This is a genomic window from Reyranella sp. (genome assembly GCF_044224635.1).
In the GTDB taxonomy this organism is placed as follows: domain Bacteria; phylum Pseudomonadota; class Alphaproteobacteria; order Reyranellales; family Reyranellaceae; genus Reyranella.
This window is the reverse complement of the sequence record NZ_JBGAKA010000006.1, coordinates 170,445-195,498: the sequence shown is the minus strand read 5'-3', so window position 1 is coordinate 195,498 and position 25,054 is coordinate 170,445. Positions and strand designations below refer to the sequence as shown.

Below are 25,054 nucleotides of genomic sequence, written 5' to 3'. Positions count from 1 at the left end.
GAAAGTCATTAGCTGGAATTTGTTGCGTATCACCGGAGCGGCAGTCGAGGACGTCGCGGCGCTGATCGGACGCGAAAAACCCGACGTCATGCTAATGCAGGAGGCGACCCAGCATATCGAGGCCCTGCCCCACATGGTGGGCGGCCACTTCCATCGCCTGTCGTGGCTCGGCCGCATCCATGGCCTCGCGGTATGGAGTCCCCATCGCTTTGCCGCGCCGCGCGCGCTCTCACTGCCCGCCTCGCGCCTGCCCGGGCGGCTGCCGCGACGGCGTGCCCAGCTGGTCCAGATCGGCGACGTCCAGTTCGCCAACGTGCACCTCTCGCACGGCCAGCTCCTGAACCGGCGCCAGCTCGCGCGCTGCGCCGCTGCCCTGCGCGGCAAGCCCGCGGCCATCATCGGCGACTTCAACATGGTCGGCCGGGTCGAGCTACCCGACTTCAGGGACGTCGGGCCACGCGAGCCGACCCATTTCGCCAGCAATGTCGTGCCGTTCCGCCTCGATCGATGCCTGGTCCACTTTCTCGACTGTCGGTCGGCCTCGGCGCTGGCCTTCGGTCCGTCGGATCACCGGCCGATCCGCCTGGAGCTGGCGATTGCCGACCACTGGAACGTCGACCCGACCGGCCTGCGCGCCCGGCCCGAGCACCGGCCGACGCGGCGGGACCGCTTCCGCCGGCTCTACAGATAGGGCTGCAGCAGTCGGGCGGCGCCGTTGCGCAGGCGCAGCGGCAGCGGCTCGTTGTCGAGATCGGCCAGTCGCAGGCGCTGGCTGGCCGCGCTCGCCGCGACGATCTGCCGGGCGAATCCCGAATCATGCAGCTCGACATTGAGCTCGAAATTGAGCCGGAAGCTGCGCGTATCCCAGTTGGCGCTGCCGATCAGCGACCACGAATCGTCGATCACCATCAGCTTGGAATGATCGAACGGTGCGGGCCGGAGCCAGACGTTGCAGCCCGACACGATCAGCGGCCGCAGAGGCACGCGGCGCGCCCAGTCGACGATGGTATGGTTGGAATGCTCGGGCAGCACGATGTCGACCTTGACGCCGCGCAGGGCTGCCAGCCCCAGCGCCATGGTCAGCGGATCAGGCGGCAGGAAATACGGCGTCACGACGCGGATCGATTTCTGGGCGCAGGAGATCGCGTGCAGGGTGACGAACTCGATCTGCTCCATGTCCTCGTCCGGCCCCGAGGTGACGACGCGCGCCTTGACCGGCCCGACCTTGTCGAGGGTCGGGAACCAGCGGTCTGTCAGCAGCCGCTCGCCGGTCGTATAGAGCCAGTCGTCGGCGAAGGCGTCCGTAAGCTGCTCGACGATCGGACCTTCGAGCTGGAAGTGCGTGTCGAGCACGATCTCTGGCGGATTGTCGGCACGGATATTCTCCGCTCCGATGTTGAGCCCGCCGGTGAAGGCGAGCCGACCGTCGATCACCAGCACCTTGCGGTGGTTGCGCAGGTTCACGAACGGCATTCGCCACGGCAGGTACGAGTGGAGAAAGCGCGCGACCGGCACGCCCGCCTTGGCCAGCACTTGGTAGGTGCCTGACCAGAAATAGCCGCCGCCGACACCGTCGACCAACACCCGGACGTCGATTCCACGCTGCCGGGCGGCGATGAGTGCCTTGTGGAAGGCCTGGCCCGCCTTGTCGTCGCGAAAGATGTAGCTCACCAGGCCGACACTGTGTCGGGCACCCTCGATGGCAGCCAGCATGCGCGGATAGGCCTGGTCGCCGCTGTGCAGCATCTCGATCCGGTTGCCGTCCTCGCACGGCAGGCCGGTCAGGCGGCCGATGGCGAACTCGAGCGGCGAGTACGGATCGGTCGCGGCGGAGGCTGCGATCTCCTGGCTGGCCGCGGCATCGCTGGCAGTCAGGCGCTCGCGGCGCAGGCGCTGGGCGCGCCGCTTCACGCGGTTGATTCCCATGGTGGCATAGAGCAGGCCGCCCAGGAACGGCGACAGCCAGGCGATGCCGATCCACGCCACCGCCGAGCCGACATCGCGCTTGTAGAGCAGCACATGGAAGGTGACGGCGAAGGCGATGACGATATGCGCCAGCGCCGCCAGCTCCCCAAGGAAGATGGCGAGATTGGAGTCCGATCCAGTCACCCGCCCTCCCTAAAGAGAAAGAAGGATCGCAACCAGCCCAGAAAAGATCCCTCGCTGCGCTCGGGATGACGACAACGATGTCATCCCGAGTGCAGCGGGGGATATTTCTTTCAGCGCTGCTCCGGCAGCAGCCGTCAGGCGACGGCCTTGATGGTCTTGGCCGTGATGTCGATGATCTCGTCGATCTGCGCCTTCTCGATGACCAGCGGCGGCGACATGGCGATGGCGTCACCCGACTGGCGCACCATCAGGCCGAGCTCGAAGGCCTTGGTGAAGGCTTCATAGCCACGCGTGCCGACCGCCCCCTTGGGCGCGAGATCGATGCCGGCCGCGAGGCCGAGGTTGCGGATGTCGACGACGTTGGGCAGGCCCTTCAGCGAGTGCACGCCGTCCTCCCAGTAAGGCGACAGCTCGGCGGAGCGCTCGAACAGCGCCTCGTCGCGGTAGATGTCGAGCACCGCCGAGGCCGCGGCGCAGGCCAGCGGATGGGCTGAGTAGGTGTAGCCATGGAACAGGTCGATGGCGTTCTCCGGACCGGTCATTAGACCGTCGAACACGTGCTTGCGCACGAACACGCCGCCCATCGGCACGGTGGCGTTGCTGATACCCTTGGCGACGGTCATCAGGTCGGGCAGCACGCCGAACTTCTCGGCAGCGAAACCGGTGCCGAGACGGCCGAAGCCGGTGATGACCTCGTCAAAGATAAGCAGAATACCGTGCTTGTCGCAGATCTCGCGCAGGCGCTTCAGGTAGCCTTTGGGCGGCGGTAGGTAGCCGGTCGAGCCGGCGCACGGCTCGACGATGACGGCGGCGATGTTCGAGGCGTCGTGCAGACCGACGATACGCTCCAGCTCGTCGGCCAGCGCGATGCCGCCATGTTCCGGCTCGCCCTTCGAAAACGCGTTCTCCGGCAGATGGGTGTGCGGCAGGTGATCGACCCCGGGCAGCATGGCGCCGAACCATTTGCGATTGTTGACCATGCCACCCACGGAGATGCCGCCGAAGCCGACGCCGTGATAGCCGCGCTCGCGGCCGACGAATCGGGTGCGCGTGCCCTGGCCGCGCGCCCGCTGGTAGGCGAGCGCAATCTTGAGCGCGGAGTCGACCGCCTCGGAGCCGGAGTTGCAGTAGAACGCGTGATTGAGATCACCCGGCAGCAAGGCGGCATGACGGGCGGCAAGCTCGAATGCCTTGGGATGGCCCATCTGGAATGACGGCGCGTAGTCCATCTCCTCGAGCTGGGCGGTGATCGCCGCCTTGATCTCATCGCGGCCGTGGCCGGCATTGACGCACCACAGGCCCGCCGTGCCGTCGATGATGCGCCGACCTTCTGGCGTCCAATAGTGCACGCCCTTGGCCTTGGCCAGCAGCCGCGGATTGGCCTTGAACTGCCGGTTGGCCGTGAACGGCATGAGGAAGGCGTCGAGATTGTTGGCGGAAGGAGCGGCGGAGGACGACATGGCGGACCCTATGGCTGAGCGGATGCGATAGTTTACCCTAGCAGCACGACGCATCCGCGGCCACGCGCCCACTTCATCCTGCATTGAGGAATATTCAGGGGGTCATTTCCTCCCCACGCAGTGGGGAGGTGTCGGCGTCATACGGCGATGGAGGGGTCATGAGTCACGGCTCTCGACCCCTCCGTCGGCGTAAGACGCCGACACCTCCCCGGCGAAGACGCCGGGGAGAATTTATTTATGCACGTCGACCACCATGCGGCCGCGGATTTCGCCCTTGAGGATTTTCGGAGCGAGCGTCATCAGGTCGGTGAGACCCGCCTCGCTCACCGTGGCATCGAGCTTGTCGAGCGGCAGGTCGGTCGCTAGGCGGCGCCAGGCCTCCTCGCGCGGGCCTTTGGGCAACATCACCGAATCGATGCCGTACATGGTCACGCCGCGCAGGATGAACGGCAGGATCGAGCCGGGGAACGTCGCCCCGCCAGCCAGGCCGCACACGGCGGCGGCTCCGGCGTACTTCACTTGCGCCAGCGCCTTGGCCAGCATCACGCTGGACACCGTGTCGACGACGCCGGCGAATCGCTCCGAGAGCAGCGGACGGTCGGGCGCCTCGAGAAGCTCCTTGCGCGGCATGACGGTGGCAGCACCCAGCGACCTGAGATAGTCGCCCTCCTCCGGCCGGCCGGTCGCGGCGGCGACGGTGTAGCCGAGCTTGGCCAGGATGGCGACGGCAACCGAGCCGACGCCGCCGGCGGCGCCGGTCACCAGGATCTCGCCCGCCTCCGGCCGTATCCCGTGCTTCTCCAGCGCGAGCACGCAGAGCATCGAGGTGTAGCCCGCCGTCCCGATGGCCATCGCCCGGCGCGATGAAATCGACTGAGGCAGTTTGACCAGCCAGTCTCCCTTGACGCGGGCCTTGGTAGCATAGCCGCCCCACTGCAACTCACCGACACGCCACCCGTTCAATACGACCCTGTCGCCCGGGCGGAAGGCGGGATTGTCCGAGGTCTCGACCGAGCCGGCCAAATCGATGCCGCCGACATGCGGCCATGTGCGCACCAGCCCGCCGCCCGTGGTCAGCACCAAGCCGTCCTTGTAGTTCAAGGTCGAATACTCGACCGCTACCGTGACATCGCCTGCCGGCAGCTGGTCATCCTGCAGCGTTTCGATTGCCCCGCTGACCTTGCGGTCGGCGCCTTGATTCAGAACCAGTGCATTCAGCGTCATGTCAAAATCCGTTCCTGATCTGCAGTCCAAATGACATTCCTGCCATGTGATCTCAACCACACTGGATTGGCATTTGATATGAGATAAGTTTTCCATGGGGAGGCAAATCGGCCTCGCCTCGTATTGTGTGCGATGTTCGACCCTAGCCCTACGCCAATCCTGTCGACCGTTCCGCGCTCCGGGACCTGGTTCCTGCGTTATTCGATTTCTTTCCTGTGCCATCTCGACCGTGGCGGTCGGATCGAAGACCGGCTGACGGGTCGCGTTTTCGGGGCCGAGTCAGGCCCGGCGTTCGATTTCGAGCACTTCCGAGGCGGCCCGCTGTTCCGCGTCCGCGGCACCCTGCCGGTGGATAACCTGTTCGTCGGCCACACTGTGTGTCCCGGGTTCGACAGGCTAGGACGCAACCTCGACTGGTGGGCACAGGGCCGGTTCCACGTGCCTGGGTACGACTACTTCCATGAGGACATGAACTACCGCTACACCCCGGTCGACCTCGCGCCCCAGCGCTACACGCCAGTGCGCGTGCCGGCGATGGAGCGCGCCGCCGGTCGCGGCCGCGGCGGACGGATCGCCTTCGTCTATCGCAATCCGATCGACCAGGCGGCGTCCTACTATCGCTACTGCCAGGAGCACCGCAATCCGGCCTACAGCATGGTGGACGGCCGTCCGCTCGCCGGCGTGCCGTTCCGCGACTACCTGTTCAGATTCGGGCTTCCCTCCTACGCACGCCAGTTCATCTCCTTTCAGGAAATGGCGGCACGCCATCCCGCGCATGTAAAGCTGATGCCCTACGAACGTCTGGTCGTTCATCCGGTCGAGGGAATGGCCGGCCTGCTCGATCACTTCGCCGGCAGCCGGCGCGACTGGCCGTCGCTTGCCGATGCGGTGTGGCTGGCTCGCCGCGACCACATGAAAGCGATCGAAAGCGAGCTTGGCCGCTCGCTCGACGGGACGCGGCGCGACGGCGGCAGCCACATCCGCCGCGATCCCACCAAGGCCGAGGGCCGCGGCGACCTCAAGCTCCGGCGCGAGGCGTTGGCGATGCTCGAGAGCCTGGGCGTGCAGACCGCACTGTTCGACTGGCCGGCCGCCGCCGTACCCGCGGTCGCCAGCGCCGCCTGACGTGCCCGCCGCCGCCTACCCCTGGCTCGACCGTCTCGAGGCCGAAAGCATTCACGTGCTGCGCGAGACGGCGGCGAGCTTCCGCCGGCCGGTGCTGCTCTATTCGATCGGCAAGGATTCGTCAGTCCTGCTGCATCTGGCGCTGAAGGCATTCCATCCGGCGCGCCCGCCCTTCGCGCTGCTGCATGTCGACACGACATGGAAGTTCCGCGACATGATCGCCTTCCGCGATCGGCGCATGCAGGAGCTCGGCCTGCCGCTGCAGGTGCACGTCAACCCCGATGGGCTGGCGCGCGGCATCAACCCGATCGTGCACGGTGCGGCAATCCACACCGACATCATGAAGACCGAGGCGCTGAAGCAGGCGCTAGAGCTGCACCAGCTCGACGCGGCGATCGGCGGCGCCCGGCGTGACGAGGAACTGTCGCGCGCCAAGGAGCGTATCTTCTCCCTGCGCAGCGCCAATCATCGCTGGGACCCGCGACGTCAGCGGCCAGAGCTTTGGCGGATCTACAACGGTCGCCTCGGCCCGGGCGAGAGCATGCGAGTGTTCCCGCTATCCAACTGGACCGAGCGCGATGTGTGGGCCTACATCGCGCGTGAGGAGATTCCGGTCGTGCCCCTCTACTTCGCAGCCCGCCGGCCCGTGGTCGAGCGCAACGGCATGCTGATCATGGTCGACGACCAGCGCCTGCCCCTGCTGCCGAACGAAGTGCCGGAACAACGCTGGGTGCGCTTCCGCACCCTAGGTTGCTACCCGTTGACCGGCGCCATCGAGTCGCGTGCCGACAGCGTCGAGGCGATCCTCGACGAGCTCGCCGCGGCGCGCACCTCGGAACGCCAAGGGCGCGCGATCGACCACGGCGGCGATTCGATGGAGCGCAAGAAGCTCGAAGGCTACTTCTGATGCTGCGCGCCAATGGCGCCGGCGACGTGCTGCGATTCATCACCTGCGGCAGCGTCGATGACGGCAAGAGCACGCTGATCGGCCGGTTGCTGGTCGATGCCGACGCCGTGCCCGACGATCACCTGCATGCCAACGGCATGGACGGCAACCTAGCCCAGCTCGTCGACGGCCTGCAGGCCGAGCGCGCGCAGGGCATCACCATCGATGTCGGCTATCGCTACTTCACCACCGCGCGGCGACGCTTCGTCATCGCCGACACGCCGGGACACGAGCAATACACGCGCAACATGGCGACCGGCGCCTCGACCGCCGACTTGGCGGTGATCCTGGTCGACGCCACCAAGGGCGTGCGCCGGCAGACCTATCGGCACAGCGCCATCGTGGCACTGATGGGCATCCGCCAGGTCGTTCTCGCCATCAACAAGATGGACCTCGTGGGTTGGCGGCAGGAGGCCTTCGCCGCAATTGCGGCCACCTACCGCGCCCTCACCGCGCCGCTCGCCCTGCCCACCGTCACGGCGATCCCGATGTCGGCGCGCCTCGGCGACAATGTCATCGACCTCGGCACACACATGCCATGGTATGATGGCCCCGCTCTGCTCGAACACCTCGAATCGGTCGATGTCGTGTCGCCCCAAAGCGGGCCGTTCCGCTTCGCCGTGCAATGGGTCACGCGCGACGAGACGACGAACTTCCGCGGCTACGCCGGCACCGTGCTGGGCGGCAGCATCGACGCCGGCGAGGAGATCGTCGCCCTGCCGTCGGGCAGGCAGAGCCGGATCGCGCGCATCGCGACAAGGGACGGCGACCTTGCCCGAGCGAGCATCGGGCAGGCGGTAACACTGACTCTCGCCGACGAGATCGACGTTTCCCGCGGCGATCTTTTCGCCGCCCCCAACGACCGCCCGCCGCAGCTCGCCGACCAATTTGCCGCCCACCTGCTGTGGCTCGACGAGACGCCGATGCTGCCCGGCCGGCCCTACCTGATGCGGCTCGGCCCGGCCACCGTCACGGCGACGGTGAGCGAGCTCAAGCACCAGCTCGACATCGACGACGGCACCCACAAGGCCGCGAAGCAACTGGCGGCGAACGAGATCGGCTTCGCCAATCTCGCCCTCGACCGGCCCATGCCGTTCGACGGCTACGACGCCAATCGCGATACCGGCGGCTTCGTGCTGATTGATCGCCTGACCAATGCCACGGTCGGCGCCGGCATGATCCGCTTCCCGCTGCGCCGCGCCGCCAACCTCAGATGGCACGATTTCACCGTCGACCACGCCCAGCGCTCGGCGATAAAGGGCCATCGCCCGGCGGTGCTGTGGTTCACCGGCCTGTCTGGCGCCGGCAAGTCGACCATCGCCGACGGCGTCGAGAAGCGCTTGCTCGAGCTCGGCCATCATACCTACACGCTCGACGGCGACAACGTCCGGCACGGTCTCAACCGCGATCTCGGCTTCACCGCCGCCGATCGCGTCGAGAACATCCGCCGCGTGATCGAGACGGCGCACCTGATGGCCGATGCCGGCCTGATCGTGCTGATCTCCTTCATCTCGCCGTTCCGTGCCGAGCGGGCGCGCGCCCGGGAGCGCCTCGGCACCGACTTCTTCTTCGCCGAGATCTTCGTCGACACCCCGCTCGACGAATGCGAGCGGCGCGATCCCAAGGGCCTTTACCGCAAGGCGCGCGCCGGCAACCTGCAGAACTTCACCGGCCTCGATTCACCCTACGAAGCGCCCGAGCACCCCGACCTCCATCTGCGCACCACCGAGTCCGACGTCGAGGCCGAGGTCAAGCTGGTGCTCGACACCCTGCGCACTCACGGCGTCCTCGAGCGGCCCTATCCGCTGCGCGCGTAGAGCGCCGACGTGGCGCACTTTCATTGTCCTCCCCAGCGTAGCTGGGGAGGTGCCCCGTCATACGGGGCGGAGGGGTCATGAGCCTCAGTCCCGCTGCTCGTGATCCCTCCGTCGCCGAAGACGGCGACACCTCCCCAAGCTGCGCTTAGGGAGGAAACTGAGAGAGTGGCGCGTTCCCGGCGCATGAGCGCCAATGTGCCTCAGGGCTGCGCCATGGTCAGGACCGGCATCGGCGTATCGAGCCCGCGCAGCACATGCTCGCCGACCGGACGCCACGGACCGGCGACATTGGCGGCGAAAGGCGCCGTGGCGAGCAGCGGCCAGCCGAGCTGCTTGGTGAGATCCTGCACGCGCACGATCTCGTTCACCGCGGCGCCGACCACGGTGAATTGCAGGCGCTCGGGCACGCCGACATTGCCGTGGATGACCTGCCCGAGATGGAGCGCGATGCCGAAATCGAGCGGCAGGTTGGTCGCTGGTTCAGCCGCCGCGGCGAGCCGGCGGCGCGCCTCATGGGCAGCAGCAAGCGCACGACGGCACGCCTCGCCGGCCGAGTCCTCGACCCGGAAAAGGCCAAGCACGGCATCGCCGATCAGCGAGACCACCTCGCCACCGCCGGCCAGAACCGCCGACGCGGTCATCTCGAAGTAGCGCCCGAGCAGGTCCAGGAAATCCTCGGCCGACAGCCGGTCGGCCAGCGCCGTCGACTGGCGCAAATCGCTGTACCACAAGGCCGCCGTGATCTTCTCGCCGTCACCGCGCCGGATCTGCCCGGCCAGCACCGCCTCGCCGGCGCGCTCGCCGAGATAGGCGTGGGCGACGTTGTGCGCGACGCTGCGCTCGATGCGCGACTTCATCGAGATGGCGAGCTCGCGCGTGATGCGACGGAGCTGCACGATCTCGCCGTCGGTGAAGCCGCTCGCCCGATCGGCGAGCCACGACGCCATCATGCCGCGACTGCCGGCGCGATCGAAGCGCACGAGGAACAGCACATAGTCGGTGCCGCCCAGCGCGCGGAACTCGTCGAGCTCGTCGAAATCGAGCAGCGCCGTCTCGCCGGTCAGCCGGCGGCGCAGCACGGGCAGGCGATGGGTCAGCACGTGGCCGTAAGGGCTGCGCATGAAGCGACCCTGACCGGGAGCGTCGGGACGGAACAGGCCGACCACCGAACCGGTGTCGGCCATCCAGGTGACGGTGCTGGCGTCGTAGAGCGGATGCAGGATGCGAAAGGCGACCTGCCCGCGCAGGATCGGCAGGCCGAGGCCGCGCAAGCGCCGGCACAGGCCGTCATAGAGCGCGGCCGGTTCGGAGTCGTTCAGCGCCTCCTCGGCGAGCCATTCGCTGATGGTGCTGCCCAGAACCGTCGAGTCTGTCTCTTCGGTATCCATCGCGCGCGACCTTAGTGCGATCGCCTCGCGAACGCCATCGCGGCGCGCGGCAGGTAGTGGATCAGCTGGAATTCCGCTCACGGACCCGGAGCGGACTTCGACCGGCGACAGCCCTGCAAGCCGTCATGCCAGACTGACCAGGGCCAGCGACTCTCCGAAGTCTCGCGTGGAACAGCCGTCGATGAATGCCGCCAACGACATTTTGCCGAAGGCGTAGCCGATCTCGCTTGGCGCCAAACGACCCTGCGCCGCAGCCGCTCGGAATTGTGCCGGACTGAGCGCGTCGAGGCTGTCTTCTCGCTCCGCTCGCCCAGCCATGACTGCGTCCAACGCGATGCAGCCGTAGAAGAGCCACGTGAGCTGGCGCACGACGCGGAGTCGCGCGCGCAAGGTCGCATCGGGAGGGCGGCCCAATGCGGAGGTGAGCAGAGCCGCTTCAAGGTCCGGCGTGTCGGCGATTTCCGTCGTGGCAATGGCGAGATCGAACAGGTGATCGTTGCGCGAGGCCAGCTCCCAATCGACGAGCCAGAGACGGACGCCATCGAACAGCAGGTTGCGCGGGTTCGGGTCGTTGTGGCTCGACACCAGGGACAACGGATCCCACGGCACCGCCGCGCGGATACGGGCCAGTTCGTCGCGGTGCCGTTCCAATAGGCCCGTCGCAAACAGCCCTGACGCCTCCAGGGACTGAAGCCCGGAAGCGATCATGTCCTCGTCCCCGCCTGACATCCGGGGAAACGGCTTCGTCGTCTGGAGTCGTCGAAAAAGCGCGCCCAACTCGCGCGCGACTCCCGCTCGTCCGCCGGGATGTGTGGTGATCGGCTTTGCGTCGATCAAATCCATTACCGCGATACCGGCCGTCGGGTCAGCGAACAATACACGCGGGGCGACGTCGGCTGCGGCAGCGGTCTCCATGCAGGCGAAGCCGCGCCGCCGGTGTTCCAGCGCGATGCGCTCGGGTTCTATTCGCAACGCGAAGGAACGCTGATCCGTATCGACCCGGTAGATCAGGGCTCCGGACACTCCACCCTTCAGCAGCGCTATGGGTCCGACGTCGCGACCACGCGTACACAACGCCAGCGCTGCTCGCGCAGCGTCGCGACGCTCCGGCGAGATTTCGTTGAGACTGTCCATGAGCTGCTTTTCCAGGATTGCTCTTGGCGCAAAGGCAGGTCAAGGCCGGCAGATCTCAAACTGACTCGCTACCGCGCGGCGCGCGCGCCTTTCTCAGGTCCCGCTCACCATTTCTCGAGCCACGGCCGCAGCACGATCTCATAGGCCCAGGTCGAGCGGTGCTGGCGATGGAGCTGCAGGTAGGTCTCCGCGATGTGCTCGGGGTCGGCCATGTTGTCGTCGACGGTGGCGCCCGCCCGGCGATGTGCGCGGCTGCCGTCGTCCTGCGTAAAGCCAATTGCGGCGTCGATCGGCACGTTGGCGACGTGGATGCCCTGCGGCATCAGCTCGCGCGCCATGCTCTGGGCGAGGCCGGACTTGGCGTGACAGGCCATGGCGAAGGCGCCGCTCGACGGGTAGCCCTTCAGAGCCGCGCTGGCGTTGGTGAAGATGATGGTTCCCCGCGCGCCATTGGTGTTGGGCTCGTTCTTGCGCATCACCAGCGCGGCCTGCTGCCCGACCAGGAACGCGCTGAACGCCGCGTTGCGCAGCGTCGCGAAGGCGTCTTCCGGCTGGGCCTCGGTGATGGCTTTGCGGAAGATGCTGGGCACGCGGCCGTCGATATTGTGCACGACCAGCGTCGGGGCGCCGAGATCGCGCCCGACGGCCTGGAACAGCTGCGCCACCGACACCGGGTCGGCGGCATCGCAGGGATAGCGGCGCACGCCGTGCTTCTCCTCCAGCGCCTGCAGAACCGGCTTGCCCGGCGTCCGGGCGGCGACGGCGACACGCATGCCGTCCTTGGAAAAGAGTCGCGCGCAGCTCGCGCTGATGCCGGGGCCGCCGCCGACGATGAGGGCAACGTCCTGGATATCGGGTTGGGTCATGGTGCGGGCTCGCTTCCGTCAGGTGTCAGGTGGTGAGGCGCGTCTGCTTGCGCAGCGATGGCGGTCATCCCCAAAGCAACGCTCATGGAAGCTGCGGGGCACATTGCATCGATCCCACATAGTGATATTATGATCATAATTCAGCAATCAAGGCCGGAAAGCCATGCGCTACGAAAAGGGCCGCAAGGACGCCTCGCGCCGCCGCATCCTGGAGGTGGCGGCCGAGCGGTTTCGCAGCGACGGCATCGCGGCGTCCGGCCTCGCCGGCATCATGAGCGAAGCCGGGCTGACCAACGGCGCGTTCTATCCGCATTTCAGGTCGAAGGAGGAACTCGTCCGCGACAGCGTCGCCGGGACGATCGACGCCCAGACGGGTCGTCTGCTCGACCGTTTGGACGCGGGCGGCCTCGATGCCGTGATCACGGCCTACCTGTCGCCGCAGCATCGTGACGATGCGGCAAACGGCTGCGCCGCGGCGGCGCTGCTGCCCGAGCTCGCCCGCCAGCCGGTCAAGACGCGCCGCGCCTGCGCCGAGCGTCTCCACGCGACGGTGCGCGCGCTGGCCGAGGCCCTGCCGCCCGGGACCGAGGATCGCGAGGACACGGCGCTCGGCCTCTACGCGACCTTGATCGGCGCGCTCCAGCTTGCCCGCGCCACGAAAGGCACTCCCCTGTCGGATCACGCCCTGGCCGCCGGCGCCGAGGCCGCTCGGAGGTTGATCGAGGCGCCGCGCGGATAGCAGCAGAGACTTCCCTCCCCAGCTTCGCTGGGGAGGTGTCGCCGTCTTACGGCGACGGAGGGGTCATGAGCACCACCACTGACGCTCATGACCCCTCCGCCCCGTATGACGGGGCACCTCCCCAGCTTCGCTAGGGAGGAGACGGAAGAGGCGCTCCCTATGCAAATGCTCTGCCCTAGCCAGCGAGAGCAGAATGAGCCGCCGACGAATCACGTGCAGCAACGACATCGCTGGCGATCGTGCGTGCGACGTGCACCAGCCGGTGTCCGAATCGGCTCGCCGCCTCGTCCTCGCTCATCGCCGAATGCGGGAAGCGCATCGAGAGGCTGCCCAGCATGCGGCCTTCGTTGCGGATCGGCACCGCCATGCCATGGATGCGTGAGCGCGTGCGCGCGGTGAACGCCCATCCATCGCGCCGGATGCGCGCCAGCATCTCGTCGAGCGCGGCCGTCGCCCGCGCGCCGAGGGCGGCGGTCTCGCTGTCGCGCAGGGTGGCGCGCCGCTCTTGCGGGCCGGAGAAGGCGAGCCAGACGCGGCCGAGCGCGCTCAGCAGCACCGAGCGCCTTGTGTTGAGCGCGGCGGCCTCGAAGGCCATCGGGCTTTCCGGCGCCGTCGAATGGCGGATGGTGATGGCGCCGCTGCTCAGGGTGGCGAGATAGAGCGGCCAGCCGTGCTCTGCTGTGAAACGGCTCATGTGCGGCATGGCGGCATCGACCAGGTGATCGACGAAACGAATCGACTCGGACAGGCCCAGCACGCGGTCGGTCAGCCGCCAGCCCTGGTCGCGCGACACCCGTTGCGCATAACCCAGCGCCGCCAGCGTATGCAGCAGGCGGACCACCGTCGGCCGCGGCAGGCCGGTTTCGCCGGCGAGCAGCGTGAGCGTCGAGGTGCGCCGGCGGCTCAGCGCCTCCAGCACCGCGAAGCTCCTGCGCACCGGCTCGATGACGGTCTCTGCCATGCCGCAAGCTAGTCCGTATTACGGACTTTGTCGACTTTGCCCGCGCCTGCCGCAGCGGTCGGCCTACACTCAGCGCCAAGGAGGAACCGCCAATGGCCTATCAGACGATCGAGGTGCGCAAGCTCACGCCGACCATCGGCGCCGAGATCTTCGGCGTGGATCTCGCCCAGCCGCTCGGCAACCAGCAATTCCAGGAAGTGCACGACGCGCTGATGGACAATCTGGTGATCTTCTTCCGCGACCAGAAGATGTCGATCGACCAGCACAAGGATTTCGGCCGCCGTTTCGGCCCGCTGCACACCCATCCGAATGCGCCGATCGAGTTCCCCGATCATCCCGAGATCCTGGTCATCAAGGCCGACGAGAAATCCAGGCACGTCGCCGGCGAGGAATGGCACTCAGACGTAAGCTGCGATATCGAGCCGCCGATGGGCTCGATCCTCTACCTTACCGAGGTGCCGCCCGACGGCGGCGGCGACACGATGTTCGCCAACATGTACCGCGCTTACGAAACGCTCTCCGAGCCGATCAAGAAGCTGCTGACCGGCCTCACCGCCCTGCACGACAGCTCCAAGGCGCACTACTACCGCGTCAAGGCGACCGATCGCGACGACATCAAGTTCCCCAACGCCGAGCATCCGATCGTGCGCACCCATCCGGTGACCGGCCGGCAGGCGCTGTTCGTCAATCGCGGCTTCACGCTGCGCATCCCGCAGCTCAAGCGCTTCGAGAGCGACGCGCTGCTCGAGATGCTCTACCGCCACATCGAGACGCCGGAGTTCCACTGCCGCTTCAAGTGGCAGGCCAACTCGGTGGCGTTCTGGGACAACCGCGCGACCCAGCACCACGCGCTGTTCGACTACTTCCCGCACCGCCGCTACGGCCATCGCGTCACCGTGTGCGGCAACAAGCCGTTCTATCGCGCAGCGTAGGGCGTCAGGCTGCGCGACGGCGCGACCACCAGGTCCAGGCCGCCGCGAGGATCAGCAGGCTGAAGGCGATCGGCCCGTGCGGACTGGCATGGGCCGTCTGCAGCACCCAGCCGAAGGCGATCAGCAGCACGACCGGGCCCCAGCCCACCCGCCTGGACAGGCGCAGGCTGAGCCCGATCAGGAATGCCGCGGCGAAGGCCGCCCATGAGGCCGTCTCGCTGACCAGCGAGCCGACGCCGCCGACCATCGGATCGACCCACATCGTGTTGAGCAGCAGCTCGACGCCCTGGAACTGCTGCGGCGTGAGCTTGCCCTCCGCGACCAGGCGCTCGACCACGAGGATGGTACGACCGAGTCCGATGCCGCCGATCCCGTCGAGCACGGTGAAATAGACCGCGAAGACGAAGATCGCGATCCGCGCCAGCCGTGCCGTGACGACGGCCGCCGCGCCGTCGCCGGCGCCGATATCATCGACCATGAGCCAGAGCCCGACGGCGACCAGCCCCACGGTCGGCGTCTGGATCATGTGCAGCACGAACCACCAGGTCGGCCCGAAATAGCCCAACGCGTCATTGCCTGGCCCGTGGTAGTGGGACAGGAACCGATACATCCCCGGATGCGCCGTGAAGCTTGCGGGATGAAACAGCTCCAACCCGATCAGCACCAGCGGCGCAACCAGCAGGCAGAGCCACCACAGAACCTGTTTCATCGTCTCCCCCGCGCTCCTAGCCTCATTGTCCTCCTCAGCTTCGCTGGGGAGGTCAATGAGATGCGTTCACTCCCTAGTGCTACTGGCTTGCCAAGTGGGAAAACAGGACCCAAATCTTCGCCATGTCCGATTGCTCCTTCAGCATCCTTGCGCATCGTGGGGTCATTGCCGTCTCGGGCGCCGACCGCGTCGAGTTCCTGCAAGGCTTGATCTCCAACGACACCACCAAGGTGGCACCGGGCCATGCGGTATGGGCCGCCCTGCTGACCCCGCAGGGCCGTTTCCTCAACGACATGTTCGTCGTCGCCGACGGCGAAACGCTGTTGCTGGAGACCGAACGCGAGCGCGCGGCCGCGCTGGCCCGCAAGCTCTCGATCTACAAGCTGCGCTCCCAGGTGAAGGTCGAGGATCGCAGCGCGACGATGGAAGTCGCCGCCGTCTTCGGCGCCGGGATCGATGCGGATCGCCTGTCGCGGGATGGCTTGGCGGTCTTCGTCGATCCGCGCCTGCCCGAGCTCGGCGCCCGCGTGCTTGGCCCGGCCGGCAAGGTTGCAGCCGCGCTCTCCTCTCTCGGCTGCGTCGAGCGGCCCCTCGCCGACTACGATGCGCTGCGCCTCTCTCTCGGCGTGCCCGACGGCAGCCGCGATCTCGTCGTGGAGAAGGCTCTCCTGCTCGAGAACGGTTTCGACGAGCTGAACGGCGTCGATTGGCAGAAGGGCTGCTACATGGGCCAGGAGCTGACGGCGCGCACCAAGTATCGCGCGCTGATCCGCAAGCGCCTGTTCCCGGTGCGGGTCGAAGGCGCGCTGCCGGCGCCCGGCACCGCGATCCTCGATGGCAGCGAGGAGGTCGGCGAAGTGCGATCAGGCGTCGATGGGCGCGCGCTCGCCATGCTGCGGCTAGATGCCATCGGCGACGGCCACACGCTGACTGCCGGCGACGCACGCCTCGTGCCGGAAAGGCCCGCCTGGATGCGATTGGCCGAGCCAGCCAACCCCTAAGGGCATTCGCATAAGGGCGCTCCCTCAACTTCCTCCCCAACTATATTGGGGAGGTGCCCCGTCATACGGGGCGGAGGGGTCATGAGCAACGCGACTGAGGCTCATGACCCCTCCGCCCCGTATGACGGGGCACCTCCCCAGCGAAGCTGGGGAGGAGAGTGAAAGGCGCACCCCTCTGCGAATGCCCTGCTAGCCTCTGCCGCCTCACGGGCCTAAGGTCCCGGCTTTGCAGCGCCCTCACGACAAGCGCAGGAGCAGAGGCCCGTGAGCCTGATCAATCCCAATCCCTTCACCACCCGGCCCGAGATCGTCGGCACGTTCGGCGTGGTCGCGTCGACCCACTGGATCGCCACCGCCGTCGGCATGGGCATCCTCGAACGCGGCGGCAATGCCTTCGACGCCGCCGTCGCCACCGCCTTCACCCTGCAGGTCGTCGAGCCGCATCTCTGCGGCCCAGGCGGCGATGCACCGCTGATCCTGCACGACACGCGTCGCGGCAAGACAGAGGTGATTTGCGGCCAGGGCCCGATGCCGGCTGGGGCCACCATCGCCCATTATCGCGGCCTCGGCCTCGACCTGATCCCCGGCACCGGCCTCCTGCCGGCCTGCATCCCGGGGACCTTCGACGCCTACATGCTGGTGCTGCGCGACTACGGCACGATGCGGCTGCGCGACGTGATCAGCCCGGCCATCGGCTACCTGCAGACGGGCTTCCCGCTGGTCGAGCGCGCCTCGGCGACGATCGCCACCGTGGCGCAGCAATTCCGCACCCACTGGCCGACCTCGGCCGCCGTGTTCATGCCGGGCAACGCGGTCCCGAAGCCGGGTGTCCTGTTCCGCAACCCGACCTTCGGCGACACCTATGCCCGCATCCTCGCCGAGGCCGAAGCCGGCGGCGGCGATCGCGAGGCCGAGATCGAGCGCGCGCGCAAGACGTGGAGCCAGGGCTTCGTCGCCGCCGCCATCGACCAGTTCTGCCGCACGCAGGAGGTCATGGACGTCTCGGGCAAGCGCAATCGCGGCGTGCTGAACGGCGATGACATGGCGAGGTGGCAGGCCACCGTCGAGGCGCCGCTCGCCTATGACTACGGCCGGTACACAGTTTGCAAGGCCCATACCTGGACGCAGGGCCCGGTGGTCCTGCAGCAGCTCGCCCTGCTCAAGGGCTACGACCTCGACGGCATGGATCCGACCAGCGCCGACTTCATCCACCTGCAGGCCGAGTGCCTGAAGCTCGCCTATGCCGACCGCGAGGCGTTCTACGGCGATCCGGCCCACGTCGACGTGCCGATGAAGACCCTGCTGTCCGACGCCTACAACGCCGACCGCCGCAAGCTGGTCGACCCCCGGCAGGCGTCGCTCGAGCAGCGGCCGGGCAAGGTCGAGGGCTATGGCGGCGTGGTCAAGCTGCGCCGCGCCGACGCCGCGCGGCTCGGCGTGGCGGCGAGCGGTGCCGGCGAACCCACCGTGGGCCGGGTCGGCCAGACGTCCGGCGACACGGTGCATTTCGACATCGTCGACCGCGACGGCAACATGATCTCGGCCACGCCGTCGGGCGGCTGGCTGCAGAGCTCGCCGGTCATTCCCGAGCTCGGCTTCCCGCTCGGCACGCGCGGCCAGATGTTCTGGCTCGAGGAAGGCCTGCCGGGCTCGCTGGCGCCGGGCAAGCGGCCGCGCAGCACGCTGACTCCCACCCTCGCCCACCGCGACGGCGAGCCGTACATGGTCTGGGGCTCGCCCGGCGGCGACCAGCAGGACCAGTGGGTGACCCAGATGTTCCTGCGCCACGTCCATTGCGGCATGAACCTGCAGGAGGCGATCGACGCGCCGGCTTGGCACAGCGAGCACTTCCCCTCCTCGTTCTGGCCGCGCACCGCGCGCCCCGGCGTGCTGGTGCTGGAGGGCCGCGTGCCGGCCGAGACGGTGGCCGAGCTGCGCAAGCGCGGTCACGAGGTCGAGGTCGGCGACGCCTGGTCGGAGGGTCGCCTCACCGCCGCCTCGCGCGAGGATCCGTGGCGCAAGGCGGCCGCCAATCCGCGCGGCATGCAGGGCTACGCCGCGGGACGCTGATCGGCGGATGACCTGGTCGATCATCTTCCACGAACCCGACAGCGGCCGCATCGCCATCGCGGTCGCCACGAAATTCTTCGCCGTCGGCGCGCGCGTACCCAGCATCGAGCCGACCAGGGGCGCGGTGTGCAGCCAGGCACTGTTCAATCCGTTCTACGGTCCGCGCGGCCTGCAGTTGATCCGTGACGGCCTCGGCGCGTCGGACATCGTGCGGCTGCTGACCGCATCCGATCCGGGCCGCGCCAATCGCCAGCTCCACGTGCTGGGGGCCGACGGCGCCTTCGCCGCCCACACCGGCGCCGACTGCGTGCCGTGGTGCGGCCACTGGATCGGCGAGACCATGTCGGTGGCCGGCAACATGCTGGCCGGTCCGCAGGTGATCTCCGAGACGGTGCGCACGATGCGCGAGCGCGCCGACCTCGCCCTGCCGCGCCGCCTCATCGAAGCGATGCGCGCCGGCGAAAGGGCGGGCGGCGACAAGCGAGGCAAGCAGTCGGCGGCGTTGCTGATCTACGGCGATCAGGACTACTCCGAGCTCGACCTGCGCGTCGACGATCACATCGAGCCGCTGATCGAGCTGTCGCGCCTGGAGCGGGTGAGCCGCGAGCACTGGACGCATTTCCGCTCCTTCCTCGCGACGCGCGACAATCCCGCCGGCACCTTCAATCGCGCCGAGCTCGAAGCCGGAATCGAGAGGAGCCTGGCGGCAGAGCCATCATGACCGGGCTTGCCGACGCCCCCCTTCTCGATCTGCGACAGCTCGCCGTCTCGTTCGCCACCGACGACGGCACCGTCCACGCCGTCGACGGCATCGACCTCGCGCTGGCGCGCGGCCGCACGCTCGGGCTGGTCGGCGAATCGGGCTGCGGCAAGAGCGTTACGTCGCTCGCCATCATGGGCCTGCTGCCGCCGGAGAACGCCAAGGTGCACGGCGAGGTGCGCTTCCAGGGACGCGACCTGCTGACGCTCGATCGCGGCACCATGCGCGACCTGCGCGGCGCCAGCCTGGCAATGATCTTCCAGGAACCGATGACGTCGCTCAATCCGGCCTACACGGTGGGCGACCAGATCATCGAGGCGATCCAGCGCCATCAGGGCCTGGCGGCGGCCCAGGCGCGGACGCGCGCCATAGAAATGCTGCGCACCGTGCGCATCCCCTCGCCGGAAAAGCGTGTGGACGAGTATCCGCACAAGCTGTCCGGCGGCATGCGCCAGCGCGCCATGATCGCCATGGCGCTCGCCTGCGGACCCGAGCTCCTGATCGCCGACGAGCCGACGACAGCGCTCGACGTCACCATCCAGGCGCAGATCCTCGACCTGCTGCGCGGGCTCAGGCGCGACACCGGCACGGCGATCATCCTGATCACCCACGATCTCGGCGTGGTCGCCGAGATGGCCGACGACGTCGCCGTGATGTACGCCGGCCAGATCGTCGAGCGCGCGCCGGTGCAAACGCTGTTTGCCCGGCCCGAGCATCCCTACACGGTCGGCCTGCTGGGCTCGATCCCGCGCCTCGACGAGAAGCGCGAGCACCTGCCCTCGATCGAGGGCCGCGTGCCCGACATGTCGAAGCCCCTGGCCGGCTGCCGCTTTGCGCCGCGCTGCCCATTCGTCGAGCCAGCCTGCCGCGAGTCCGCGCCCGCCCTGGTCGAGGTCGCCCCCGACCACCTCTCCCGCTGCCGCCGCGCGCCGCTGGATTAGGTGCGATGACACTGCATTCTTGCCATCGCAAGCGACCAACAACAACACCTCATCCTGAGGAGCGCCCGCAGGGCGCGTCTCGAAGGATGGGGATCAGGCGCGCTGCCCGTTGCCCATCCTTCGAGACGCTCACTACGCTCGCTCCTCAGGATGAGGTGGGTGGGTTGCTCGGCCACAGGAAAGCGGCCCCATGACCGCCCTCCTCGCTGTCCGCGATCTCGCCAAGCACTTCCCGGTACGCCGTGGTGCGTTCGGATTGGTCTCGGGTCACGTGCGCGCCGTCGACGGCATAGACTTCGAGCTGGCGGCGGGCGAGACGCTCGCCATCGTGGGTGAGTCGGGCTGCGGCAAGTCGACCGTCGGCCGGCTGGTGCTGCGATTGATCGAGCCGTCGGCCGGCAGCGTGCGCTTCGAGGGCGAAGATCTCCTGGCGTTGAGCGACGGCGAGATGCGCGCCCGCCGCCAGCGCATGCAGGTGATCTTCCAGGATCCCTACGCCTCGCTCAATCCGCGCATGACGGTGGGCGCCATGCTGGGCGAGCCGTTGATGCTGCATGGCCTCACCAAGGGCGAAGCGGCGCGGCGCGCCCGCGTCGCCGAGCTGCTCGACCTGGTCGGCCTGCGTCCCGACCATGCCCGCCGTTATCCGCACGAATTCTCCGGCGGCCAGCGCCAGCGGCTGGCGATCGCCCGCGCCCTTGCCGTCGAGCCCAGGCTGATCGTCGCCGACGAACCGGTGTCGGCGCTCGACGTGTCGATCCAGGCCCAGGTCATCAACCTGATGCGCACCCTGCAGCAGCGCTTCGGCCTGGCCTACATCTTCATCAGCCACGATCTCGCGGTTGTGAAGCACATCGCTGATCGCATCGCCGTAATGTATCTCGGCAAGATCGTGGAGACGGCGACGACCGAAGAATTGTTCCGGCAGCCTCGCCATCCCTATACGCGTGCCCTGCTTGCCGCCGTGCCGGTGCCCGACCCGACAATGCAGCGCGAGCGCGCGCTGCTCGAAGGCGACCTGCCGAGCGCCACGGCGCCGCCGCCGGGCTGCCGCTTCAACACGCGCTGTCCGTTCGTGCGCGAGAGCTGCCGCAGCGACGTGCCGGCGCTCGCCGACGACGGCACGGGACATGCTACCGCCTGCCCGTGGTGGCGCGAGTTTCCGCCGGTGGCGCCGATCGCGGCGGCGCGCGGCCCCGATCAAGACCGCGCAAGGCTCGAGCGGCTGCAGGCGGCATTCGTATCAGCTCAAAGGGAGGCAACATGAAAAACAAGTTCGGAGTGGCTGCCCTCGCGCTGGCGCTCACAGCCGGCCTGGCCGGTGGCGCGCTGGCGCAATCGCATCTGCGCATCGGCCTGGCCGAAGACCCCGACGTGCTCGATCCCACGCTGGCCCGCACCTACGTCGGCCGCATCGTCTTCTCGTCGATCTGCGACAAGCTGTTCGACATCGACGAGAAGCTCAACATCGTGCCGCAGCTCGCGCTCAGCCACGAGACGTCGGGCGACGGCAAGACGATGACGATCAAGCTCCGCCCCAACGTCAAGTTCCACGACGGCGAAGCGCTCACCGCCGAGGCGGCCAAGTACAGCCTCGATCGCCATCTCACCATGAAGGGCTCGTTCCGCAAGCCCGAGATCGCCTCGGTCGAGAGCGTCGACGTGGTCGATCCGCTCACCATCAAGCTCAACCTCAAGGCGCCGTTCTCGCCGCTGCTCGCTCAGCTCACCGACCGCGCCGGCATGATGGTGTCGCCCAAGGCGGCAGAGGCGGCGGCCGACAAGTTCGGCCTGAGGCCGGTCTGTGCCGGCCCCTTCAAGTTCGTCGAGCGCGTCCAGCAGGATCGCATCGTGGTCGAGAAGTTCGCCGACTACTGGAACAAGGACAACGTCTTCATCGACAAGATCACCTATCTGCCGATCGTCGACAGCACGGTGCGGCTGGCGAACCTGCGGTCGGGCGGCCTCGACATGATCGAGCGCGTGCTGGCGACCGACATCAAGACGGTGCGCGACAACAACAAGCTGAAGCTGATCGCCGCCGTCGAGCTGGGCTATCTCGGCATCACCATGAACCTGGCCAACGGCCCCAAGGCCAACACGCCGTTCGCCAAAGATGCCCGCATCCGCCGCGCCTTCGAGCTCAGCCTCGATCGCGACGCCATCAACCAGGTCGTGTTCAACGGCGAGTTCGTGCCGGGCAACCAGTGGATCAACCCGACCAACTTCTATTACCAGCAGGCCTTCCCCGTTCCCAAGCGCGACCTCGCCAAGGCCAAGGCGCTGCTCAAGGAGGCGGGCGTCAGCGGCCCGATCACGCTCGATTTCATGGTGCCGAACGGACCGGAGACCCGAGCCGTCGCCGAGGTCGTGCAGTCGATGGCGGCCGAGGCGGGCTTCGATCTCAAGATCCGCGTCACCGAGTTCGCGACCTCGCTGAAGCAGGCCGAGGACGGCGAGTTCCAGCTCTTCCTGATCGGCTGGAGCGGGCGCAGCGACCCCGATGGCAACTCCTATGCCTTCCAGGTCTGCAATCAGCCGCAGAACAACGGCAAGTTCTGCGACAAGGAGGTCGACGACGCGCACGCCAAGGCGCGCGTCACCAGCGATCCCGCCGAGCGAAAGAAGATCTACGAGACGGTGGCTGCCAGGTTCCTCGCCGCCGGCACGGTCGTCTACCTCTATCACCGCCGCGTCCTGGTCGCCCTGTCCGACAAGGTCGACGGCTACAAGCAGATGCCCGACGGCCTGATCCGCGTGGTGGGCGTGAAGCTGAAATGAGAGACGGCATTCTTTTCCCTCCGCCGTCATCGGGCGGGACATTCGCATATGGGCGCGCTTTTCGTTCCCCTCCCCAGCGAAGCTGGGGAGGTGCCCCCGTAATCGGGGGCGGAGGGGTCATGGGCCCCAGTCCCGCTGCTCATGACCCCTCCGTCGCCGTAAGACGGCGACACCTCCCCAGCGAAGCTGGGGAGGAGAAGGACGGGGCATGCTAGCCTTCCTCACCCAGCGCGTGCTGCAGATCATCCCGACGCTGATCCTGGTGTCGATGCTGATCTTCGGCCTGCAGCAGCTCCTGCCCGGCGATCCGGCGCTGATCATGGCAGGCGAGGAGCGCGACCCCAGGGTGCTGGAGGAGATCCGCGAGCAGTACCGGCTGAACGAGCCGATCCCGATCCAGTACCTCTACTGGATCAAGGGCGTGCTTTCGGGGAACCTGGGAGAGTCGATGCGGCTCAAAAGCTCGGTGGCCTCGCTCGTCGCCGAGAAGCTGCCCGTGACGTTGCAACTCGCCGGCATGGCGATCCTGGTGGCGCTGGGCATCGGCATCCCCGCCGGCATCATCTCGGCGGTGAAGAAGGACACGGCCTGGGATTACGGCGCCAACATCTTCGCGCTGTGGGGCATCAGCACGCCTAATTTCTGGCTCGGCATCCTGATGATCTTCCTGTTCTCGGTGACCTTGGGATGGCTGCCGGCCTCGGGCTATGTCCGCCTGGGCGAGGACTGGCGTTCCAGCCTCGCCACCACCGTGATGCCCGCCTTCGTGCTGGGCAACGCCATTGCCGCCATCCTGATGCGCCACACGCGCAGCGCCATGCTGCAGGCGATGGGCGCGGACTACGTGCGCACCGCCCGCGCGAAGGGCCTCTACGAGCGGCGCGTCGTGCTGAAGCACGCCCTGCGCAATGCCATGACTCCGGTGATCACCCTGGGCGCGCTCGAGTTCGGCACGCTGCTCTCGGGCGCGGTGCTGACCGAGCAGATCTTCACCATCCCGGGCTTCGGCAAGCTGATCGTCGATGCCGTGTTCAACCGCGACTATGCGGTGGTGCAGGGTGTCGTGCTGGTGACGGCGACGACCTACATCGTGCTCAACCTCCTGGCCGACATCGCCTACGTGCTGGTCAATCCGAGGCTGCGCGGATGACCGCCGCGACCCTCCCCGCCGCGCCGCCGGCCGAGAGCCACGAGGAGAACCCGTGGGCGCGCGCCTGGCGCCGCCTGCGTCGCCGCAAGGGCGCGATGGTCGGCTTGGCGGTCGTGGTGCTGTTCGTGCTGCTCGCCGTCTTTGCGCCGCTGGTGGCGCCCTACGACCCCATCGCCACAAGCTGGAGCGCGGTCCGCAAGGCGCCGAGCTGGGCGCACTGGATGGGTACCGACGAGGTCGGCCGCGACGTGCTGAGCCGCGTGCTGTTCGGCGCGCGCGCCTCGCTCACGGCAGGACTGGTCTCGGTGGGCATCGCGCTCGGCATCGGGGTGCCCCTCGGGCTGCTGGCGGGATACGCCGGCGGCTGGATCGACTCGGTGCTGTCGCGCATCGTCGATGCCATGCTCGCCGTGCCGTTCCTCATCCTGGCGATCGCGCTGGCGGCCTTCCTCGGCCCCAGCCTGACCAACGCCATGATCGCAATCGGCGTGACCGCGACGCCGATCTTCGTGCGGCTCACACGCGGCCAGACCCTCGCCGCCAAGGTCGAGGACTATGTCGAGGCCGCGCGGGCCGTCGGCAATCCGCACTGGCGCATCGCGCTGCGCCACGTGCTGCCCAATATCGTGCCGCCGCTCCTGGTGCAGGCGTCGCTCGCCATCGCCGGCGCCATCATCGCGGAGGCGGCGCTCTCTTTCCTGGGACTGGGCCAGCAGCCGCCGGCGCCGTCCTGGGGCAGCATGCTGAACTCCGCCCAGCGCTTTCTTGCCCAGGCACCGTGGATGGCATTCTGGCCGGGCTTCGCCATCTTCTTCGCCGTCTTGTCCTTCAACCTGCTGGGCGATGGCCTGCGCGACGCACTCGATCCGAGACACAAGTAGAAGGCCTGGCGAGGAAGGGGCCCGTGCCATGCCCCATCCGTGACGACGATGATGTCGTCC

Annotated in this window: 22 protein-coding genes; 14 read left to right on the top strand and 8 right to left on the bottom strand. The window is 67.8% G+C overall.

Annotated elements, in window-relative coordinates; all coding sequences use genetic code 11:
* The first annotated feature begins 22 nt into the window (after positions 1-22).
* Positions 23-691: an endonuclease/exonuclease/phosphatase family protein gene (locus ACILR9_RS08410; protein ID WP_395709458.1), complete on the top strand. Its 669-nt coding sequence runs from the start codon at positions 23-25 to the stop codon at positions 689-691.
* On the opposite strand, the gene ACILR9_RS08405 is transcribed toward ACILR9_RS08410, so the two are convergent.
* The 3 genes from ACILR9_RS08405 to ACILR9_RS08395 form a co-directional block, all read right to left on the bottom strand.
* On the bottom strand, positions 682-2,109 hold the full coding sequence (locus tag ACILR9_RS08405) for a phospholipase D-like domain-containing protein (protein WP_395709457.1): 1,428 nt from the start codon (positions 2,107-2,109) through the stop codon (positions 682-684). The genes ACILR9_RS08410 and ACILR9_RS08405 overlap by 10 nt on opposite strands.
* A gap of 134 nt (positions 2,110-2,243) precedes the next feature.
* Positions 2,244-3,569 carry an aspartate aminotransferase family protein gene (locus ACILR9_RS08400; protein WP_395709456.1) on the bottom strand — a complete coding sequence of 442 codons (1,326 nt, stop codon included), beginning with the start codon at positions 3,567-3,569 and terminating at the stop codon, positions 2,244-2,246.
* 231 nt (positions 3,570-3,800) lie between these two features.
* Positions 3,801-4,793, bottom strand: coding sequence for an MDR family oxidoreductase (locus ACILR9_RS08395; protein ID WP_395709455.1), 993 nt, complete (start codon positions 4,791-4,793; stop codon positions 3,801-3,803).
* A 132-nt stretch (positions 4,794-4,925) separates the two neighbouring features.
* Here ACILR9_RS08395 and ACILR9_RS08390 point away from each other — a divergent pair, with 132 nt between their 5' ends.
* The 3 genes from ACILR9_RS08390 to cysC are packed head-to-tail and all read left to right on the top strand — an operon-like array spanning position 4,926 to position 8,681.
* Positions 4,926-5,918, top strand: a complete 993-nt coding sequence (locus tag ACILR9_RS08390) for a hypothetical protein (RefSeq protein ID WP_395709454.1) — start codon at positions 4,926-4,928, stop codon at positions 5,916-5,918.
* Between the two features lies 1 nt (position 5,919).
* Complete coding sequence (gene cysD, locus ACILR9_RS08385; protein ID WP_395709453.1) at positions 5,920-6,825, top strand: sulfate adenylyltransferase subunit CysD; 906 nt, start codon at positions 5,920-5,922, stop codon at positions 6,823-6,825.
* Positions 6,825-8,681, top strand: coding sequence for an adenylyl-sulfate kinase (gene cysC, locus ACILR9_RS08380; protein WP_395709452.1), 1,857 nt, complete (start codon positions 6,825-6,827; stop codon positions 8,679-8,681). Before cysD ends, cysC begins: the two co-directional genes overlap by 1 nt.
* 200 nt (positions 8,682-8,881) lie before the next feature.
* On the opposite strand, the gene ACILR9_RS08375 is transcribed toward cysC, so the two are convergent.
* From ACILR9_RS08375 to ACILR9_RS08365, 3 genes are all read right to left on the bottom strand, one after another.
* Positions 8,882-10,069 carry an adenylate/guanylate cyclase domain-containing protein gene (locus ACILR9_RS08375; protein ID WP_395709451.1) on the bottom strand — a complete coding sequence of 396 codons (1,188 nt, stop codon included), beginning with the start codon at positions 10,067-10,069 and terminating at the stop codon, positions 8,882-8,884.
* Positions 10,070-10,192: 123 nt separating this feature from the next.
* Positions 10,193-11,203, bottom strand: coding sequence for a phosphotransferase (locus tag ACILR9_RS08370; RefSeq protein WP_395709450.1), 1,011 nt, complete (start codon positions 11,201-11,203; stop codon positions 10,193-10,195).
* Between the two features lie 104 nt (positions 11,204-11,307).
* The gene (locus ACILR9_RS08365) at positions 11,308-12,069 is read right to left on the bottom strand and encodes an SDR family oxidoreductase (RefSeq protein WP_395709449.1); all 762 of its coding nucleotides are present in this window, start codon (positions 12,067-12,069) and stop codon (positions 11,308-11,310) included.
* A 163-nt stretch (positions 12,070-12,232) separates the two neighbouring features.
* Here ACILR9_RS08365 and ACILR9_RS08360 point away from each other — a divergent pair, with 163 nt between their 5' ends.
* Entirely contained in the window at positions 12,233-12,808 is a 576-nt protein-coding gene (locus ACILR9_RS08360; protein ID WP_395709448.1) for a TetR/AcrR family transcriptional regulator, read from the top strand.
* A 175-nt stretch (positions 12,809-12,983) separates the two neighbouring features.
* Here ACILR9_RS08360 and ACILR9_RS08355 read toward each other — a convergent pair whose 3' ends face one another.
* Entirely contained in the window at positions 12,984-13,769 is a 786-nt protein-coding gene (locus ACILR9_RS08355; RefSeq protein WP_395709447.1) for a helix-turn-helix domain-containing protein, read from the bottom strand.
* A 92-nt stretch (positions 13,770-13,861) separates the two neighbouring features.
* Here ACILR9_RS08355 and ACILR9_RS08350 point away from each other — a divergent pair, with 92 nt between their 5' ends.
* Positions 13,862-14,701 carry a TauD/TfdA dioxygenase family protein gene (locus tag ACILR9_RS08350; protein WP_395709446.1) on the top strand — a complete coding sequence of 280 codons (840 nt, stop codon included), beginning with the start codon at positions 13,862-13,864 and terminating at the stop codon, positions 14,699-14,701.
* 4 nt (positions 14,702-14,705) lie between these two features.
* On the opposite strand, the gene ACILR9_RS08345 is transcribed toward ACILR9_RS08350, so the two are convergent.
* Positions 14,706-15,410 (bottom strand): hypothetical protein, encoded by a 705-nt coding sequence (locus ACILR9_RS08345; protein ID WP_395709445.1) that lies wholly within the window; start codon positions 15,408-15,410, stop codon positions 14,706-14,708.
* 122 nt (positions 15,411-15,532) lie between these two features.
* Here ACILR9_RS08345 and ACILR9_RS08340 point away from each other — a divergent pair, with 122 nt between their 5' ends.
* From ACILR9_RS08340 to ACILR9_RS08305, 8 genes are all read left to right on the top strand, one after another.
* Positions 15,533-16,411, top strand: coding sequence for a YgfZ/GcvT domain-containing protein (locus tag ACILR9_RS08340; protein ID WP_395709444.1), 879 nt, complete (start codon positions 15,533-15,535; stop codon positions 16,409-16,411).
* A gap of 264 nt (positions 16,412-16,675) precedes the next feature.
* On the top strand, positions 16,676-18,481 hold the full coding sequence (locus tag ACILR9_RS08335) for a gamma-glutamyltransferase family protein (protein ID WP_395709443.1): 1,806 nt from the start codon (positions 16,676-16,678) through the stop codon (positions 18,479-18,481).
* A 7-nt stretch (positions 18,482-18,488) separates the two neighbouring features.
* The gene (locus ACILR9_RS08330; RefSeq protein ID WP_395709442.1) at positions 18,489-19,202 is read left to right on the top strand and encodes a DUF1028 domain-containing protein; all 714 of its coding nucleotides are present in this window, start codon (positions 18,489-18,491) and stop codon (positions 19,200-19,202) included.
* Positions 19,199-20,182, top strand: coding sequence for an ABC transporter ATP-binding protein (locus tag ACILR9_RS08325; RefSeq protein ID WP_395709441.1), 984 nt, complete (start codon positions 19,199-19,201; stop codon positions 20,180-20,182). The genes ACILR9_RS08330 and ACILR9_RS08325 overlap by 4 nt, the downstream gene beginning before the upstream one ends.
* Before the next feature lie 190 nt (positions 20,183-20,372).
* Positions 20,373-21,449 carry an ABC transporter ATP-binding protein gene (locus ACILR9_RS08320; RefSeq protein ID WP_395709440.1) on the top strand — a complete coding sequence of 359 codons (1,077 nt, stop codon included), beginning with the start codon at positions 20,373-20,375 and terminating at the stop codon, positions 21,447-21,449.
* Positions 21,446-22,963 carry an ABC transporter substrate-binding protein gene (locus ACILR9_RS08315; RefSeq protein WP_395709439.1) on the top strand — a complete coding sequence of 506 codons (1,518 nt, stop codon included), beginning with the start codon at positions 21,446-21,448 and terminating at the stop codon, positions 22,961-22,963. Before ACILR9_RS08320 ends, ACILR9_RS08315 begins: the two co-directional genes overlap by 4 nt.
* A 208-nt stretch (positions 22,964-23,171) precedes the next feature.
* Positions 23,172-24,113, top strand: coding sequence for an ABC transporter permease (locus ACILR9_RS08310; protein WP_395709438.1), 942 nt, complete (start codon positions 23,172-23,174; stop codon positions 24,111-24,113).
* The gene (locus ACILR9_RS08305) at positions 24,110-24,994 is read left to right on the top strand and encodes an ABC transporter permease (RefSeq protein ID WP_395709437.1); all 885 of its coding nucleotides are present in this window, start codon (positions 24,110-24,112) and stop codon (positions 24,992-24,994) included. The genes ACILR9_RS08310 and ACILR9_RS08305 overlap by 4 nt, the downstream gene beginning before the upstream one ends.
* Positions 24,995-25,054 lie beyond the last annotated feature (60 nt).